Origin of the sequence: Algoriphagus boritolerans DSM 17298 = JCM 18970 (assembly GCF_900108085.1) — a bacterium.
Classification (GTDB): Bacteria; Bacteroidota; Bacteroidia; order Cytophagales; family Cyclobacteriaceae; genus Algoriphagus; species Algoriphagus boritolerans.
Window position 1 is genome coordinate 333,247 of sequence record NZ_FNVR01000002.1, and the last position, 16,355, is coordinate 349,601.

Genomic DNA, 16,355 nt, shown 5'->3' on the forward strand with positions numbered 1-16,355 from the left:
GTATCTATGAACCTTTCTGATTCTCGTCGGGATTTTATGAAGAAAACGGCTTTGGCGACCGCTGGAGCCAGTTTGTTGCCGTTTTCTTCTTTTTCTGAAGTCAAAAGGAAAAACAAACTTCCCGCCTGGAAGGGCTTCAATCTGCTGGATTTTTTCTCCCATAATCCGGATCAAGGCAGACCGACTAAGCCAGATTATCTCAACTGGATTGCTGATTGGGGATTTGATTTTGTCCGAATCCCAATCTCCTATCCAAGCTATTTGAACATCGATCGAACTCGACCGATCCGGCCGGATGAAGTGCTGAATTTTGACGAAAGCAGGCTGGAAAAAGTGGATCAACTGGTCGAGCAAAGTATTAAAAAAGGACTTCATGTCAGTCTGAATCTTCATCGCGCACCGGGTTTTTGCATCAATGCGGGTTTTGAAGAGCCCTATAACCTATGGAAAAACCAAGAGGCCTTGGATGCGTTTTGTGCACATTGGGAAATGTGGGCGAAGCGGTATCGGGGCATTTCTTCCAAGAAACTCAGCTTTGATCTGGTTAATGAACCCTATCAGCGGGAGAATCCAAATGACCAGCATAGCCCAGGTGGACCGGTTGATGTGGTAGATTATCATCGTGTAGCAAAGGCTGCCTTGGAGCGAATCAAGTCAGTGAAAAAATCCCGTTTGGTCATTGCAGATGGGAATGGGGGTGGGGGAATGGCTGTGCCTGAATTGGCTTATTTGGACTTGTCCCAAAGCTGCAGAGGATATCATCCTTTTCCGATATCACATCATAAAGCAAGTTGGGTTTACAAAGATCCGTCATCAGTTCCTCCGGTGGATTGGCCTCTGAAACAGGGGGAGAGTACCCTCGATATTGAGAATATCCGTCAATATTATGCGCCATGGAAAGACCTGATCGATCGGGGAGTTGGGGTGCACTGTGGGGAATGCGGTTGCTACAATCAGACGCCGCATGATGTGTTTTTGGCTTGGTTTGGAGATGTGCTTCAGGTATTGAAAGAAATGGAAGTTGGATTTGGAATCTGGGAATTTTCCGGTGCATTTGGAGTGATGAACTCAGGGAGAAAGGATGTGGATTATGAAGATTGGTACGGCGAAAAGTTGGATCGGAAGTATTTGGAGTTGCTAAGGGCGCAGATTTGAAATAGAAACTGATTTTTTGTTGATGTCAATTCAGAAAAAGTCAAAAAGTTGAATCTTTATTCCGATTCATGGCAACCGAAAAAAGAAGGTAAATGGGTTGGACCAGCTTATCCTTTTATAGCAGCTAGTTCAAAAAGTAAGGTTATTGCAGTTTTGCCAAGGATTGGAGATCAATTATTTTTTTTCCAATTAGAAAACAATGAGTTGGTTCCCAAAGGAGAAACGCTGATCAATCATCCCAAACGAAAGCGAGGGTTGGTTTTTAATCCGGAAGATGAACCATTGCTGTATCCAAGTGAAAATGTAGGTCTTATCAAAAAATTATTTTATGAAGGAATTGATTCGATTTGCGATAAAGATTAATTGAACGCACCGTAGACCAAGAGGCCAATAGAAAAGGTGAGTTTCGAAAGTGGGGCACTTCTGATTTCATAGTCAAAGGTACCTCCTCCTCCCGGTAAGGGATCAAATGACGCATCACCTTTGGTTAAAAACCGAATGGAATTGCTGCTTTGGTAGTTCGCTTTGAACTCCAGCACCAAGTCAGGGTTTGATGGAATGGGGAATTGAACTCCCGCTCCGAATCCATGGGCTAAAGTCCAGTTTTCAAAGTCTTTGCCCGACTCGATTGCCTCATCGGAAGCGATGCTTTCCCGGATTTTATAGCGTGTGTAGAGGTAATTTGCTCCGAATTTTGCCTCCAGAAAAGGTGTGATTTTGCTGTCAATGAAAGGTAAATACCGAATGACGATCATTCCGGTAGCGATGTTGTTATTTCTTCGTAATCGGAGTTCGTCGGAAAAGCCCTCATACAGGTCGGTGCGTTTTTCAAGCTTAGAGCCGTAGATCCCATAACCCAATTCCAGTCCAAACTGAATCGGAGCGCTACGGGCTTCGTGAAGTAGAATTCCTGATATCGTTGGGAAAAACAATCCTCCTGTTTCTTCTTTGAGTTGACCTGTGGCAATTCCTCCATTAAAATGTCCACCTGCTAGAAAAAACTGTGCGTGGGTAGAAAATCCTGTTAAAAAAAAGATAAGAGCAAAAAAAAGCTTTTTCATAGGCGTTGAGTTAGCTTTTCTTACGAGAAATTACCCCGAAATGGTTACTGATAATTGGGTCGGCATTTAAAGAAAACTGTTTTGTTACTTGGTGCTGTCCAAAAACTCCAAAAAACCACGAAGACCAATCACCCGGACATTTTTGGCTAGAGGGTAATTTTCATTCTTGGGTACAATTACATGGAGAAGTTCGATGTCGAGATCTTGCATAGCAATGTAGGTGCCTTTAGTTAATACTGGAGCCGAACTGAATTTGATTTCTGCTGCGGCAAGCCAACTGTTATTTCTTCGGATCAGAAGGTCGATTTCGGCGCCGTCATGAGTTCTATAATAATACATTTCATCATCTGATAAGAGTACGGAGGAGACTTGTGCAATCACAAATGACTCCCAAGATGAACCCAAAATTAAATTTCCGAAAACAGAATCTCTATTGAATATGCCCAATAGATAATGCAACATACCTGTATCTCTGTAATACAGTTTGGGAGCTTTTATCAGCCTTTTTTTTGGATTGACCGCCCAAGGATATAATTCTCGAATTAGAAATGCTTCTACAAAGAAGCTAAGGTAGGTTTTAACAGTTGGGATACTTAAACCTAGGGATTTTGCATAGGTTGAGTAGTTTAAAATTCCACCGTTTGATGAAGCAATCATCATTAGGAATTGGCGAGTTACTTTGGAATCGGCAGGTAGTCCATATTGAGGCAAATCACGATGGATATAACTTGAGACAAAATTTCGATACCAATTGCTCTTGGATTTTGTATTGGAATAAAGAAAAACTTCTGGAAACCCTCCAAAAATCCACAGATCTTCCCATGATTCAGTTTGATCTATTTCTAAGAGAGAAAGCGGCATCATTTCGATATAGGAAATTCTTCCCGCCAAACTTTCATCACTTTGTCTTAGGAGAGCAGGTGACGCTGAACCAAGAATTACAAATCTTCCTGGCTTCCTATGTATATCTACCATGGCCCTGATCAATTGAAATAGGTTTGGCAAATGGTGGATTTCATCCAAGATTATTGTTTTGTCCTGATTTTCTTCGAAAAAAAATTCAGGATCATTTAGCCTGTTTAGATCGGAGATTTTTTCCAAGTCCAAATAAATCGACTCAGATAGATAAATGGAAGATTTGGCAAGTGTGGTTTTCCCAACTTGTCTTGGCCCAATCAATCCTGTGACAGGAAACTGCCTGATTGATTCATTGAAATCTGATTCTATTTTTCGCTTAATCATCCCCGTAAATCTAAAAATAAATTTTAGATTTACGGGGATGATATTATCATAAAGTATTGAAAATCAATAAAAAATCCTAAATGATTGATTTTTTTTTACGGGATTTCAAATTTTGAAAATGAAGAGTTAAATCAAACGTTCTTCGGTTCCGGATGTACGTAAGGAGCTCGATAAGGTCTGCGGAGTTTGGCCGTGGCTTCCGGGTCACCAATCACGGTCATGGTTTTAGGGTCATAGCGAAGCGGTCGACCTCCAAGATCCATGGAGATATTCGCGAGAATACAGGAAGCAGTTGAAATATGACCATCTTCTACATCTGCAATTGGCAAAGTGTCTTTGTCAATCGACTCAAGCCAGTCTTGCATGTGAATTCGGGTCGCCGGAGCAGCGTTGAGTTCAATTCGCTCTTCGGTCAGATCTTCCGGGTACTTTTCCCGCTCAAAGAAGCAATCGAAATGGACTTTTTCTTCCTTACTGTCGTAAGGAATGTAGTCTGCCTGCATGGTGCTGCCGGCTAGCATACCTTTTTCACCGTAAATCTTGAAGGCCCAGGGATATTCTGGATCTGCAGGATTGCCCCATGTCCGATGTTGCCAGACGACGCTAAGTTCAGGGAATTCGAAGATGGCAGTTTGAGTATCAGAGATATTGGATTTCCCTTCTTTTTGCACATAGATACCTCCGGTAGAGGTAATCTGTGTCGGCCAGCCAAGCTTGAGCATCCAGCGAACCGTATCCAGCATGTGGACGCACATGTCACCGGTGATTCCATTGCCATATTCCATGAAGGTTCTCCACCAGCGGATATGCGGAAGTCCATCGTATGGCCTCATGGGTGCCGGTCCGGTCCAGAGCTCATAATTCAGGAAATCCGGTACGGGTTCGACAGGTGGATTTCCATTTGCGCGCATGTGGAAGTAGCAGCAGACTTCAGCATGGCTGATTTTTCCGAGTTTGCCCGTATCGATGATCTGTTTTTTGGCATCGATGAGGTGCGGCGTGCTTTTGCGCTGTGTGCCGATCTGGCACTTTCGGTTATATTTTCTGGCGGCTGCGAGGATGGCTTCCCCTTCAATCACATCGACTGAAATAGGCTTTTGTAAATACACGTGAGCCCCTGACTTCATTGCCTCAATAGCCTGAAGTGCATGCCAGTGATCCGGCGAACCGATCAGGACGAGATCACATTTATGCTTTTGGAGCAACTCCCGATAATCTTCGAATAGTTCAGGGATATTTTTTGATTTTTGACGCTGGGAAACAAGTTCTCCGGCAGCTGTGAGGAGGTTTTTGTCCACATCGCAGAGTGCGACCACTTCTACGTCGGCCACTTGGATCAGTCGGAAAAGATCCGACTTACCATACCAGCCGGTTCCGATAAGGGCAACTTTGAGCGGGCCTTCCCGGTCTTTGAAGTCCATACCAAACAGGCCAAAACTCGCCAAAGTCATCATGGCAGATGAGCCTTTCAAAAAGTCACGTCGATTCAATTGATTCATAGGTTTTTGGATTAGGAGGTAATGTTGATCAACAATTTACAAAAAGGGTGGACAGATGCAAATCGGGATAGGATGGGAGGGGGATAGTTGAAAAGTATCAAGGTTGAAAAGTTGGAAGGTTCTAGCTTTAATTTGAGAAGTGAAAAAGTCATTAGAGAATTTACCTAATTCTTATCAAGATTTTCCAAGTCGTCTAGGTCTTTCGATCTTTTTGATGCATTTTTAGCTGCAATCAAATCATTTTTATGTAGAGTTCTGACGTGCAAACCACCATCATCATAGATTTTAGATTTTTCAAAAGCTAGATCAAAATCTAAACCTTTAACTTCGGTCATTATATCGATTGCTACTGGTGATCTTCCATACGAAAAGACGTTCCAATCAGGATGATTGAGGAAATTTTCTTCACTCATGTCAAAAATGGGCATACCGAATTGAAGGAAGGCTTGAGTGATTTTCCAATAATTTTCTTTAGTCTTCCTTACCCAAATATCCATATCTCCTGTAGTTCTGGAATACCCATGAATGATAACTGAAAAGCCTCCAACTAAGATGTAATCAACTTTTTGGTCATTAAAAGCATTCAAGAATTCTCTAAAATCCTCTTGAAAAATATTTCCCATCACTCTCTTTTTTTGATCTGAAAGAAAGTCTTGTCCATCCGTGGAGGATTGTCCAAGTCATATCCGTAGGCGATGCTATTGAGGTATTGGTGGATTCTAAGCCGTTCCTGCCAGGTGAGTTTTTGATGTTCCTTCCCGTAGTTTACTTGTTCTGAAGCATTTCTGGCCTGAAAAGCGGTTCGGTCTAGGTGGTATTTTTTAGGAGATTCAGACATTTAAAGGATGGAAAACAGCTTAAGGTAGAAAAAAAGAAATATTTTTTGAATTCTTCAACTAGGATTGCTTCGCCTTATCTCTTTTTTTGTGATGTATGAATATCCGAGAAAGCCTTCGAAATATTCCAAAACAACCACTTCCGAATTAGGTACCGTATCTCTGAGTTCGCAAGGGAACATTAATTGTTTTTCAATTCCATGAATAAAAACTACTATATATGGAGTATTGCATTTGTTACGCTTTCCTTTTGCGAGTTCACCTGTATCCCTAATTGGGCAGGTAATGGACTTGGTTATGCTTTTTGGAAAAGTTTTGTTTAATAAAAGAAATGAAAAATAGAATAGACCTCCTCCTACAACCACTCCGGTAAAGATGAGTGATATAAACGAAAGCTTTTTTCCTAAGAAAATCCAGAAACTTAGAAATGTAACTATAAAACCAATCGAAACAATACCGAAAAGATCAGTAGGGTTGATGATAGTGTTCCTGTAAATATTTATAGCAAAAACAACTAGAATAAATGACAGAATGATCAACCCGAAGAAAAGCCCATCCAAAACAATATTTCCTTTAGTTTTTGGGACATGTTGTTCGAAGAAGATAAAAGTTTTATCGTCTTTGATGTTAGGTGATTTTGATTTTTTCATTCCTTAAAACCTCACCCCAAACCTTTCTCCCAGCTGCGTCAAATCCTTCACCACCGGATCTAGCAGTGGAATTCCTTCGGTTCTGCGAATCACTTCCAATTCCCGCTCGGGATCTCCGGGGATTAGGACTTTTTCATTGCCAGGAGTAGGGGTGGCAGATCGAAACCGGGTGATCCAATTATCCATGTGAGTCTTGAATTCATCTGCCGGACGGAAGGCATCTACCCGCATCGCGCCGAAAAAGTGGCCGATTCCTTTGCCCACCAAATTAGGCAAGGGATCCAAAAACGCAACAAACGGCGGAACCCAAGGGCCATAATTGGCGCCGGAGAGTACGGCTGAGAAAATGTCCACGATGGCACCCAATGCGTAGCCTTTGTGCGAACCGTGCTCTCGGTCTCCTCCAAGCGGAAGTAAAGCTCCCCCGTCTTTTACCCCATTTGCAGAGGTAGTTGGACTTCCTTCTTTGTCTTGGACCCAGCCGGTCGGCGTATCAAGCCCTTTACGTTGCAGGATTTCAAGTTTTCCGTTTGCAGCTGTGGTAGTTGCCATGTCAGCTACGAATGGAGGTTGGTCTTTTGCCGGAATCGCTACTGAAATTGGGTTAGTGCCCAAAAGCCTTTCTTTAGAAAATGTCGGTGCCACAAGTGGACTGGCATTGGTCAGGGAAATTCCGATCATGTCGTGTTCCAAAGCCATCATTGCATGATAGCCCGCGATTCCGAAATGATTCGAATTTTTAACCGAAACCCAGCCGGTACCCACACTTTTAGCTTTTTCGATGGCCACTTTCATCGCAAATGGGGCAACGACCAACCCCAAACCGCTGTCTCCATCCATCACCGCTGTGGACGCAGTTTCATAGCTGACATGTATATTCGGAGTGGTATTGATTCTTCCTTTTTCCCATAATCTCACATAGCCTGAAAGTCGCGCAACGCCATGACTGTCCACTCCCCGAAGGTCTGCTGAAAGTAAAACTTCCGTGCCAATCTTGGCATCCGCCTCAGGACAGCCGATTTTGGTCAACATTTCAAAAGTGAACTGGTAGAGTTGCTCGTAGGAGAAAGTTTGCATAGGGATTGATTTTTTGCGAGTGCAAAGATAAGCCGTTAGGCCTCAGATGCACAGCTGATTTTTAGAAAAGCAGGAATAAAAGCGAATCTCAATTAGATCATTCATGCCTGCTTTTTTTCAGTAAATTAGTGGAACTGGTTGACCTCGACTTCGCTCGGTCACCGAATAATTATTTTTTTTAGGGTTGGAGGGGAAAATGCGGCAGCGTCGCAATTTCCCCTCCAACCCTCTAATTACATAAACTTCCGGACACCGAGCGAAGTCGAGGGGATGATATTTAGACTGTGATCAATGGAAGAATTCCGAAATCTTTTAAATTCTTAGTGCCTTTCCGCCGTAGTGGCAAAAAAAACTAAATCGTCACCTGTCCGGCAAGCAATCTGGAGACGGCTCCTTCTTTCAAAGAATAATGAGAGCAAACAATCGCTTCAACTGGCATATAGCGCAGGATAAATTCGATCAGACAACTCGCCACTACGATCATATCTACCCGCATGGGGATCATTCCGGGGATTTGTAATCGCTGAGATCGATTTTTTGTCTTTAATAATTCAAAAATTCGCTCAAAGTCAGCGGTTGGAAGCTCGAATACATGCTGCCCCGTTAACTTACACTGAAGCATCGACTCAAAATAAATGTCGGTCAGCGTGTCAAAAGTCCCAGAGGCACCAACCAACCCCGTTGGTTTGTAAAGCTGGATCGCCTCAATCAGGGGCTGAAGCTTTTCCAGACAGTAGGCTTCCAGCTTTTCTACTTCCTCCGGTAAAATCGGATCATGATAATGAAAGGCATCCAAAAGTCGCTGTCCTCCGATTTCAAAGCTTCTTTTCCAAAAAACATCCTGCGAAGTGCCTATGATAAATTCCACCGAACCACCACCAATGTCCATCATCAAATTTGTATGTCCATTGAGCGAGCCTGAAAGATTTATGCCTTCATAGATGAGTTGGGCTTCCTGCTCTCCTGATATGACATTGATGTGGATTCCAATGTCTTTTCTGACTTTTTCGACAAACTCAGCACCGTTTTCGGCATTTCGTACCGCGCTGGTAGCAAAAGCAAAAATTTGATCAATCTGTTCTCCATCGATCAGGTTTTTAAAATGTCTCAGTGTGTGAAAGGCTCTTTTTTGTGCTTCAGGAGCAAGTTGGTTTTGGCTGATTCCTCCTTTACCGAGTTTGACTGCGATTTTTTCCTTGTAAAGAGTCTTAAAACCTACTTCATTGATTTCCACCAATAACAAATGAAATGTATTGGTTCCCATGTCAATCAATGCTGCTTTTCCCGTACTCATTTTACTGCCAAAATTTTGGATTCGCGAATATAGAAAGTTTTTTAAATGTTCAAGTTAAGAATCCGGTTCTACCGTGTTAAGCTATTTCGATCCCTTATTTTCGGATTTTTAAGCCTTCCAATTCTTCAATCGAATCAAGGGGCTATATTTGGCTAGGAAAAAAAATTGAAATATGTCAGAATTAAATAAACCCATTTATACCCTGCCCGGAAACGCTGAAAAGCTGGAGCTTTTGCAAAAGAAAAACCATGAAGCACTGAAAGGTGGAGGCGATGAGAGAATTGCAGCTCAGCATAAAAAAGGGAAATTGACAGCCCGCGAACGCGTGGATCTTTTGTTGGATGAGGGGACTTTTGAAGAAATAGACAAGTTTGTCATGCATCGGTCCAAGGATTTTGGACTGGATAAAGAGCATTATTTGGGTGATGGTGTGATTACTGGATATGGCGAAGTGAACGGGCGCTTGGTTTATGTGTTTTCGCAGGACTTTACGGTTTTTGGAGGCTCCCTTTCTGAAACTCATGCTGAGAAAATCTGCAAAATCATGGATATGGCCATGAAAAATGGGGCTCCCGTCATCGGCTTGAATGACTCCGGCGGGGCTAGAATTCAGGAAGGCGTAAATTCATTGGGCGGTTATGCGGATATTTTTTACAGAAATACGGTGGCCTCGGGAGTGATTCCACAAATTTCGGCCATTATGGGCCCATGCGCCGGAGGGGCAGTTTATTCCCCAGCCATTACCGATTTTATTTTGATGGTGGAAAACACCTCTTATATGTTTGTCACCGGCCCTAATGTGGTGAAAACCGTGACTCAGGAAACTGTAACTGCAGAAGAACTCGGTGGTGCTTCTACGCACAGTACCAAGTCGGGTGTGACACATTTTGCTTGTGCCAACGAACTCGAAGCTATTCGCCACATCAAACGATTGCTGAGTTATATCCCTCAAAACTGTGAAGATCAGGCTCCGGTATATCCGTATGAATTGAAGAAAGATGAATCTAGAAAAGTTTTGGATTCCCTAATTCCGGAAAATCCCAATCAGCCTTACGATATGCGAGACGTAGTCCGGGGAATCGTAGATGAAGAGTCTTTTTTGGAAGTTCATGAAAACTATGCAGACAACATCGTGGTTGGTTTTGCAAGAATTGCAGGAAGAAGTATCGGCATTGTGGGCAATCAGCCTCAGTCTATGGCTGGAGTTTTGGACAATCATGCTTCGGTCAAAGCAGCCCGGTTTGTGCGTTTCTGCGATAGTTTCAATGTCCCGCTGCTGGTTTTGGTAGATGTTCCGGGCTTTTTGCCGGGCACCGATCAGGAGTGGAACGGAATCATTACCAATGGAGCCAAATTGCTCTATGCATTTTCTGAAGCGACTGTTCCGAGAATCACGGTGATTACCAGAAAGGCCTACGGTGGAGCCTATGACGTGATGAACTCCAAGCATATCGGAGCAGACCTGAATTATGCCTGGCCTACTGCTGAAATTGCAGTGATGGGGGCGAAGGGTGCGGCAGAGATCATTTTCAAAAAAGAAATCGCCGAGGCCATCGATCCGGAAGCCAAGCTTCAGGAAAAAGTCGATGAATACACTGCTAAATTTGCCAATCCATACCGCGCTGCTCACCGTGGGTTTATCGATGAAGTGATTTTACCATCAGATACGCGAACCAAACTGATCAAAGCTTTCAAAATGCTGGAAAACAAGGTGGATAAGCTGCCTAGGAAGAAGCATGGGAATATTCCGCTTTAATAGGGGAATTGGTTATTGAGTTATTTGTGATTTGACGCATAACCCTTCTTAAAAATGAATATTAGAACTTTTGAGGATTTGGAAGTTTGGAAAAAGGGTAGAGATGTCAGACTTTTTGTCCAAACTGTTGTGAAAAAGTTTCCAGCAGAAGAGAAATTTGCTCTTACACTTCAGATCCGAAAATCTTCAAGGTCAATCACTAATAATATAGCAGAAGGATATGGACGGTTCTTTTACCAAGAAAATATTCAATTCTGTAGAATTTCAAGAGGTTCTCTCACTGAACTCTGGACCATATGATCGTTGTTTTCGATGAAAAATATATCAATGATGCAGAATTAAATGAATTTAGAGTATTACAAGATGATTGTTTAAGGCTACTCAATGGATACATTAGCTATCCACAAAAAGCGAAAACTGGCTCCTCAAACCAATAACATAATAACCAATAACTCACTAACGATACTAAATGAATAAGTCTAATACCCCACTCCACTTCCTCACCACCTACCTCAACAACGCCTCACCAACCGGTTTCGAGGCTTCTGGCCAGCAAATTTGGTTGGATTACATCCGGCCTTTTGTGGATACTTATTTTACCGATAACTATGGAACAGCTGTCGGAGTGATCAATCCCAAAGCCGAATACAAAGTAGTAATCGAAGCCCACGCCGACGAAATCAGCTGGTTTGTCAACTACATCAAAGACGACGGCTATATCTATGTCCGCCGAAATGGAGGATCTGATCACATGATCGCACCCTCCATGCGGGTGAATATTCACACCGACAAGGGGATTATTCCTGGCGTGTTTGGCTGGCCGGCTATCCATGTGAGAAAAGAGGGAAAAGAAGATGCGCCTACGTTGGACAACATTTTCATCGATGTAGGAGCGCGCTCCAAAGCAGAAGTGGAGGAAATGGGAATCCATGTTGGCTGCGTCATCACATTTAAGGATGAATTGATTGAGTTGAACGGGAAGTTTTGGTCAGGCCGTGGGCTGGATAATCGAATCGGCGGCTACATGATTGCGCAAGTGGCTCGAAAAATCAAAGAAGCCGATATAAAACTTCCTTTCGGTTTGTATATCGTCAATGCGGTGCAGGAGGAAATTGGGCTTCGAGGTGCCGAGATGATTGCACACCGGATCAAACCAAACGTAGCCATCATCACGGATGTCTGTCACGACACCACAGCTCCGCTTTACAGTAAGGTGACAAGTGGCGATCAAACTGCCGGTAAAGGACCTGTTTTAACCTATGGAGCTTCGGTTCATAAAAAACTGTTGGATTTGATAATTGCTAAAGCAAAAGAAAAATCAATTCCCTTTCAGCGCTCGGCTGCTTCTAGAGTTACCGGAACAGATACAGATGCTTTTGCTTACTCCAATGAAGGCGTGCCATCAGCTCTGATTTCCCTTCCTTTGAAGTACATGCATACCACTGTCGAGACTGTTAGCAAAGAAGACATCGAGCATGTGATTAAGTTGTTGTATGAGTTTTTGGTGGATTTTGATCCAAGTTTTGATTTTAGATATATAAAATAAGCCAACTGCCCGCAGTCCACGGTCGACAACTGTGGACTGTGTACCGTCGACAGTTAACCAGAATGGAATTCACAGATCATCTTAACCGCAGCATTTTTTTACCAAATCTACCAAAGCGAATCATTTCTCTGGTTCCGTCTCAGACGGAGTTGTTGGTGGATTTGGGTTTGGAGGAAAAGATCGTGGGAGTGACCAAGTTTTGTGTACATCCTGGGCATCTTAGAAAGTCAAAAACAATCGTTGGAGGCACCAAAAACTACCGTTTTGAGGTGATTGATTCCTTGAAGCCAGATTTGATTATCGGAAACAAAGAAGAAAATGATCAAAAGGGGATTGAGAAACTGGCCGCAAAATATCCGGTTTGGATGAGTGACATTTTTGATTTGAAAGATTCCCTTCGGATGATTATTGATCTCGGGAAAATTACAGGAACTGAGAAAAAGGCCACTAGGGTTATTTCTGAGATTGAGTACACTTTTTCTCAGCCGCTAGCCAAGAAAGGAAGTTGCGTGTATTTGATTTGGGAAAATCCAAAGATGGCAGCTGGCAAGGACACATTTATTGATACCATGCTTTCCTCGGCTGGTTTCGAAAACTTGATTGAGAATAGTCGATACCCGGAATTAATGGAAGAAGAACTTATTGACTTGTCGCCTGATTATTTGCTCTTGAGTTCAGAGCCTTTTCCTTTTAAGGAAAAACACATTAAGGCATTACAAAGCATTCTCCCAAATACAAAAGTCCAGTTAGTGGATGGAGAGATGTTTTCTTGGTATGGGAGTAGACTTTTATATGCAGCAGATTATTTCAAAAGATTATAGTCGAAGCATGGCAAGGCTGCCGATTTCCATTTGTAAAAATTATACTTTCTTGCCGGTACTTTTTTAAAAAATTCAATTAACTTTTCGGCATTAACATTAAACCTATTTCATTTAAATGAAAAATAACCGAAGGAGCTTTCTGAAAAAGCTAGGTCTGTCAACCGGCGCAGCGGCTTTAGCTCCGTCCATTTTGGCAGAAGCTAATATCATCAATCAAGAATACCTCAGTAGAACTGAAGGGATTTCAGCTGATCAACCGATCAGACTGGCCTTGATTGGTGCTGGTATTATGGGAACTGAAGACACGAATATTGCTTTGAAACATGCCAATGTATCCTTAGTTGCAGTTTGTGACTTGTATGACGGCAGACTTGCTTCGGCAAAACAAAAGTGGGGAGACCATCTTTTTACAACTAAAGATCATAAAGAGATCCTCAAGAGAGCCGATGTAGATGCTGTAATTATCGGAACTCCCGATTCTTGGCACAAGCAGATTTCAATCGATGCTCTTAATGCAGGAAAGCATGTCTACTGCGAAAAGCCGATGGTTCATTCCGTAGAGGAAGGAGCTGAAGTAATTGAGGCATGGAAAAAATCCGGGAAAGTGATGGTAGTTGGCTCCCAGGGACTTTCTTCTTTGGGAAATGAAAAAGCCAAAGAATTACTTGCAGCGGGTGTTATTGGTGATTTGGTATATGCTGAGGGTTTCTGGGCGAGACATTCTCCGGAAGGTGCATGGCAATACAATGTTCCGGCAGATGGCAATGAAAAAACGGTGGATTGGAAGCGGTACATATCAAATACCACTGCAAGAGACTGGGATCCATTGCGGTTTTTCCGATGGAGAAATTACCTTGACTATGGTACAGGCATGTCTGGGGACCTCTTTGTACACCTTTTTTCCAGCTTGCATTTCATTACCAATTCCAAGGGACCAAACAAGGTTTCTTCAATGGGTGGATTGAGGTATTGGAAAGATGGGAGAGAAGTACCTGATGTTTTGTTGGGTACTTTTGACTACCCAGAGACTCCGGAGCACCCAGGATTTAACCTTTCACTTCGTTGTAATTTCGTGGATGGAACTAGCGGTACCACTTATTTGAGAATAGTTGGTACCAAAGGATCAATGGATGTCAAATGGGAAGAGGTTGTGGTGAAGTTGAATAACAATGCAGAGAGCGAGGATCCGTTTATGAAGGAGCAGGCAAAACTCAGGGCTGCAACTGGCCAAGAAGAAAGAGCTAAAATTCTTCCTCCAAGAGAAACATCCTATGCAGCAGAGCGGTCGTGGAAGGGCGCCCATTACGATCATTTTGGTAATTGGTTTAATGCCATAAGAACAGGTGGTACTGTCGTGGAAGATCCTATCTTTGGTTTCCGGGCAGCTGCTCCCGCATTATTATGTAACGACAGCTACTTTCAGGATAAATTCATTAAGTGGGATCCAGTAAATATGAAATTGATATAAAACTATGAAGAAAAGTTATCTAGTAGGGATTGCATTACTTTCCCTGGTATGGGCTTGCGGCCCAAAAGAAACTTCCGAAACCGCTGAAGTGGCAGAGGAGGTGGTGATTCCGGATAATTCACTTTCAGATGAAGAAAAGGCACAGGGATGGTTCCTGCTTTTTGATGGTACTTCAATGGAAGGATGGAGGGCTTTCAATGGTGATTCTACTCCGCCTAATTGGATCATCGAAGATGGTGCAATGAAGGGACTTGGAGCTACTGGAGGAGAGGATTTTGGAGGAGACATTGTATTTGGGCCGATGGAATTTGAGGAATTCGAGTTGGAGTTCACTTGGAAGATCTCACCGGGAGGAAATAGTGGGGTGTTCTATCACGTGGTTGAGGGACCAAATTATAAGGCTCCTTATTATACCGGTCCGGAATATCAGGTGATTGATCAACTTGGTTTTGCCCAGCCTTTAGAGGATTGGCAGTCATTGGCAGGAGATTATGCGATGTATGTGCCGGATTACGAAGGTGTCGTAAAGCCAGCCGGGGAATGGAATACTTCCAAAATCATTTTCTCAGAAGCAGGATCGAGTTATTGGTTAAATGGTAAAAAAACGGTTGAATTCGTTCCTTACTCCGAAGATTGGTATACCAGAAGGAATTCTGGGAAGTGGAATGACTTTCCAGATTACAAGATTGCTAAAAAAGGATTAATTGCTTTGCAGGATCATGGTGATCCAGTTTGGTTTAAAAATATTAAAATTCGACCGCTATGAAAAAGATATTAATTATTGGGCTTATGCTTTTAGTAGCCCATACCTCGTTTGCTCAAAAGAAGAAAAAATTATTTAATGGTAAAGATCTCTCAGGCTGGGTGATTTATGGAACTGAGAAGTGGTATGTTGAAGATGGTCTGTTGATATCAGAGAGCGGGCCGGACAAGGGATATGGTTATCTCGGGACAGAAGAGGATTTTGATGATTTTGAAATTAAACTTGAGTTCAAACAGGAAGCTAATGGGAATAGTGGAGTTTTTATACGCTCTACTGTAGAGGGTACTAAGGTTTCTGGATGGCAAGTAGAAGTTGCGCCTCCTGGCAGCGATACTGGAGGGATCTATGAATCCTATGGACGTGGCTGGTTGATAAAACCCGAACCTGAAAAGGATAAAGCTCTGAAATTTGGAGACTGGAATAAAATGAAGATTGTGGTTAAAGGTGACAATGTAACCTCTTACCTGAACGGTGTTGAAATGGTGAATTTTTCTGATGCTAAAATCGGTGAAGGTAAGGGAGGCGTACTACTCCAAATCCATGATGGTGGAGGGATTAAAGTCTATTGGAGAAAAATTGTGTTAAAGAAACTTTAAAGTTTCTTTAACACATAATTCTACAGCTCTGGGATCTCAAGACCTAGCGCTGTTTTGTTTTAAATTTTTCCTGATCATTTCCAGTGACTTAGCGTTGATGATAAATTTTTATTGGATGAGGTATTGTGTTGGGAGAAAAAAGGGGGATATTTGCACTCCCAATCGCGTCAGATGGACGGGTAATCGGGAGGAAAGAGTAGGGGATTGAGCTTGAGGGGAGGGCAAAAAAGAGGAAGTTGGACATAAAAATTTCCAAATTAATTTTCTTCTCATTGTTGAAAAAGTAAAAAAGTTGCTTACCTTTGCATTCCCGTTCGGAAGGGGCGGGAGAGAAGGGAGTTAAGCTTCACAAAAAATCCGCTTGAAAGCGGGTTGATTGACAGACCCTGAATGAGTTTGGGGAGAAGTTCTTTGAAATGTTGTAAGAGAGAAAGAATAAGCCTGAGAGCAGAGGCGGGAGATTGTTGGCTTGCTTAGGCGGTCAATGATTTGAAATAAAGATAAATTACAATGGAGAGTTTGATCCTGGCTCAGGATGAACGCTAGCGGCAGGCCTAATACATGCAAGTCGAGCGGCAAGTCGAGGAGTAA

17 protein-coding genes and 1 rRNA gene are annotated in these 16,355 nt (G+C 42.7%); 10 read left to right on the plus strand and 8 right to left on the minus strand.

Annotated elements, in window-relative coordinates; all coding sequences use genetic code 11:
* Window positions 1-6: 6 nt before the first annotated feature.
* The gene (locus C4S61_RS03590; protein WP_103923421.1) at window positions 7-1,155 is read left to right on the plus strand and encodes a glycoside hydrolase family 5 protein; all 1,149 of its coding nucleotides are present in this window, start codon (window positions 7-9) and stop codon (window positions 1,153-1,155) included.
* A gap of 48 nt (window positions 1,156-1,203) precedes the next feature.
* Window positions 1,204-1,518: a hypothetical protein gene (locus C4S61_RS03595; protein WP_103923422.1), complete on the plus strand. Its 315-nt coding sequence runs from the start codon at window positions 1,204-1,206 to the stop codon at window positions 1,516-1,518.
* Here the strand turns inward: C4S61_RS03595 and C4S61_RS03600 are convergent.
* The 8 genes from C4S61_RS03600 to C4S61_RS03635 form a co-directional block, all read right to left on the minus strand.
* Window positions 1,515-2,216, minus strand: coding sequence for a hypothetical protein (locus C4S61_RS03600; protein WP_103923423.1), 702 nt, complete (start codon window positions 2,214-2,216; stop codon window positions 1,515-1,517). The two genes, C4S61_RS03595 and C4S61_RS03600, sit on opposite strands and share 4 nt — an antisense overlap.
* An 84-nt stretch (window positions 2,217-2,300) precedes the next feature.
* Entirely contained in the window at window positions 2,301-3,458 is a 1,158-nt protein-coding gene (locus C4S61_RS03605) for an ATP-binding protein (RefSeq protein WP_103923424.1), read from the minus strand.
* Between the two features lie 131 nt (window positions 3,459-3,589).
* Window positions 3,590-4,957 (minus strand): Gfo/Idh/MocA family protein, encoded by a 1,368-nt coding sequence (locus C4S61_RS03610; RefSeq protein ID WP_103923425.1) that lies wholly within the window; start codon window positions 4,955-4,957, stop codon window positions 3,590-3,592.
* Window positions 4,958-5,121: 164 nt separating this feature from the next.
* The gene (locus C4S61_RS03615) at window positions 5,122-5,580 is read right to left on the minus strand and encodes a DUF6036 family nucleotidyltransferase (RefSeq protein WP_103923426.1); all 459 of its coding nucleotides are present in this window, start codon (window positions 5,578-5,580) and stop codon (window positions 5,122-5,124) included.
* The gene (locus tag C4S61_RS03620; RefSeq protein ID WP_103923427.1) at window positions 5,580-5,795 is read right to left on the minus strand and encodes a hypothetical protein; all 216 of its coding nucleotides are present in this window, start codon (window positions 5,793-5,795) and stop codon (window positions 5,580-5,582) included. The genes C4S61_RS03615 and C4S61_RS03620 overlap by 1 nt, the downstream gene beginning before the upstream one ends.
* Window positions 5,796-5,849: 54 nt before the next feature.
* Entirely contained in the window at window positions 5,850-6,443 is a 594-nt protein-coding gene (locus C4S61_RS03625) for a hypothetical protein (RefSeq protein ID WP_103923428.1), read from the minus strand.
* 3 nt (window positions 6,444-6,446) lie between these two features.
* Window positions 6,447-7,520, minus strand: coding sequence for an Ldh family oxidoreductase (locus tag C4S61_RS03630; protein WP_103923429.1), 1,074 nt, complete (start codon window positions 7,518-7,520; stop codon window positions 6,447-6,449).
* Between the two features lie 352 nt (window positions 7,521-7,872).
* The gene (locus C4S61_RS03635; RefSeq protein WP_103923430.1) at window positions 7,873-8,814 is read right to left on the minus strand and encodes a Ppx/GppA phosphatase family protein; all 942 of its coding nucleotides are present in this window, start codon (window positions 8,812-8,814) and stop codon (window positions 7,873-7,875) included.
* 172 nt (window positions 8,815-8,986) lie between these two features.
* On the opposite strand from C4S61_RS03635, the gene C4S61_RS03640 reads away from it, so the two are divergent.
* From C4S61_RS03640 to C4S61_RS03675, 8 genes are all read left to right on the plus strand, one after another.
* Window positions 8,987-10,570, plus strand: a complete 1,584-nt coding sequence (locus C4S61_RS03640; RefSeq protein WP_103923431.1) for an acyl-CoA carboxylase subunit beta — start codon at window positions 8,987-8,989, stop codon at window positions 10,568-10,570.
* A 54-nt stretch (window positions 10,571-10,624) separates the two neighbouring features.
* A complete protein-coding gene (locus C4S61_RS22245; RefSeq protein ID WP_235009782.1) occupies window positions 10,625-10,870 on the plus strand; it encodes a four helix bundle protein in 246 nt (81 codons plus the stop codon).
* Between the two features lie 169 nt (window positions 10,871-11,039).
* A complete protein-coding gene (locus C4S61_RS03650) occupies window positions 11,040-12,116 on the plus strand; it encodes a M20/M25/M40 family metallo-hydrolase (RefSeq protein WP_103923432.1) in 1,077 nt (358 codons plus the stop codon).
* A gap of 62 nt (window positions 12,117-12,178) precedes the next feature.
* Window positions 12,179-12,937, plus strand: a complete 759-nt coding sequence (locus C4S61_RS03655) for an ABC transporter substrate-binding protein (protein WP_103923433.1) — start codon at window positions 12,179-12,181, stop codon at window positions 12,935-12,937.
* 115 nt (window positions 12,938-13,052) lie between these two features.
* Entirely contained in the window at window positions 13,053-14,405 is a 1,353-nt protein-coding gene (locus C4S61_RS03660) for a Gfo/Idh/MocA family protein (RefSeq protein ID WP_103923434.1), read from the plus strand.
* Window positions 14,406-14,409: 4 nt separating this feature from the next.
* A complete protein-coding gene (locus tag C4S61_RS03665; protein ID WP_103923435.1) occupies window positions 14,410-15,171 on the plus strand; it encodes a 3-keto-disaccharide hydrolase in 762 nt (253 codons plus the stop codon).
* Complete coding sequence (locus tag C4S61_RS03670; protein WP_103923436.1) at window positions 15,168-15,764, plus strand: 3-keto-disaccharide hydrolase; 597 nt, start codon at window positions 15,168-15,170, stop codon at window positions 15,762-15,764. Before C4S61_RS03665 ends, C4S61_RS03670 begins: the two co-directional genes overlap by 4 nt.
* Window positions 15,765-16,271: 507 nt before the next feature.
* Window positions 16,272-16,355, plus strand: a 16S ribosomal RNA gene (locus C4S61_RS03675); the annotation flags it as partial.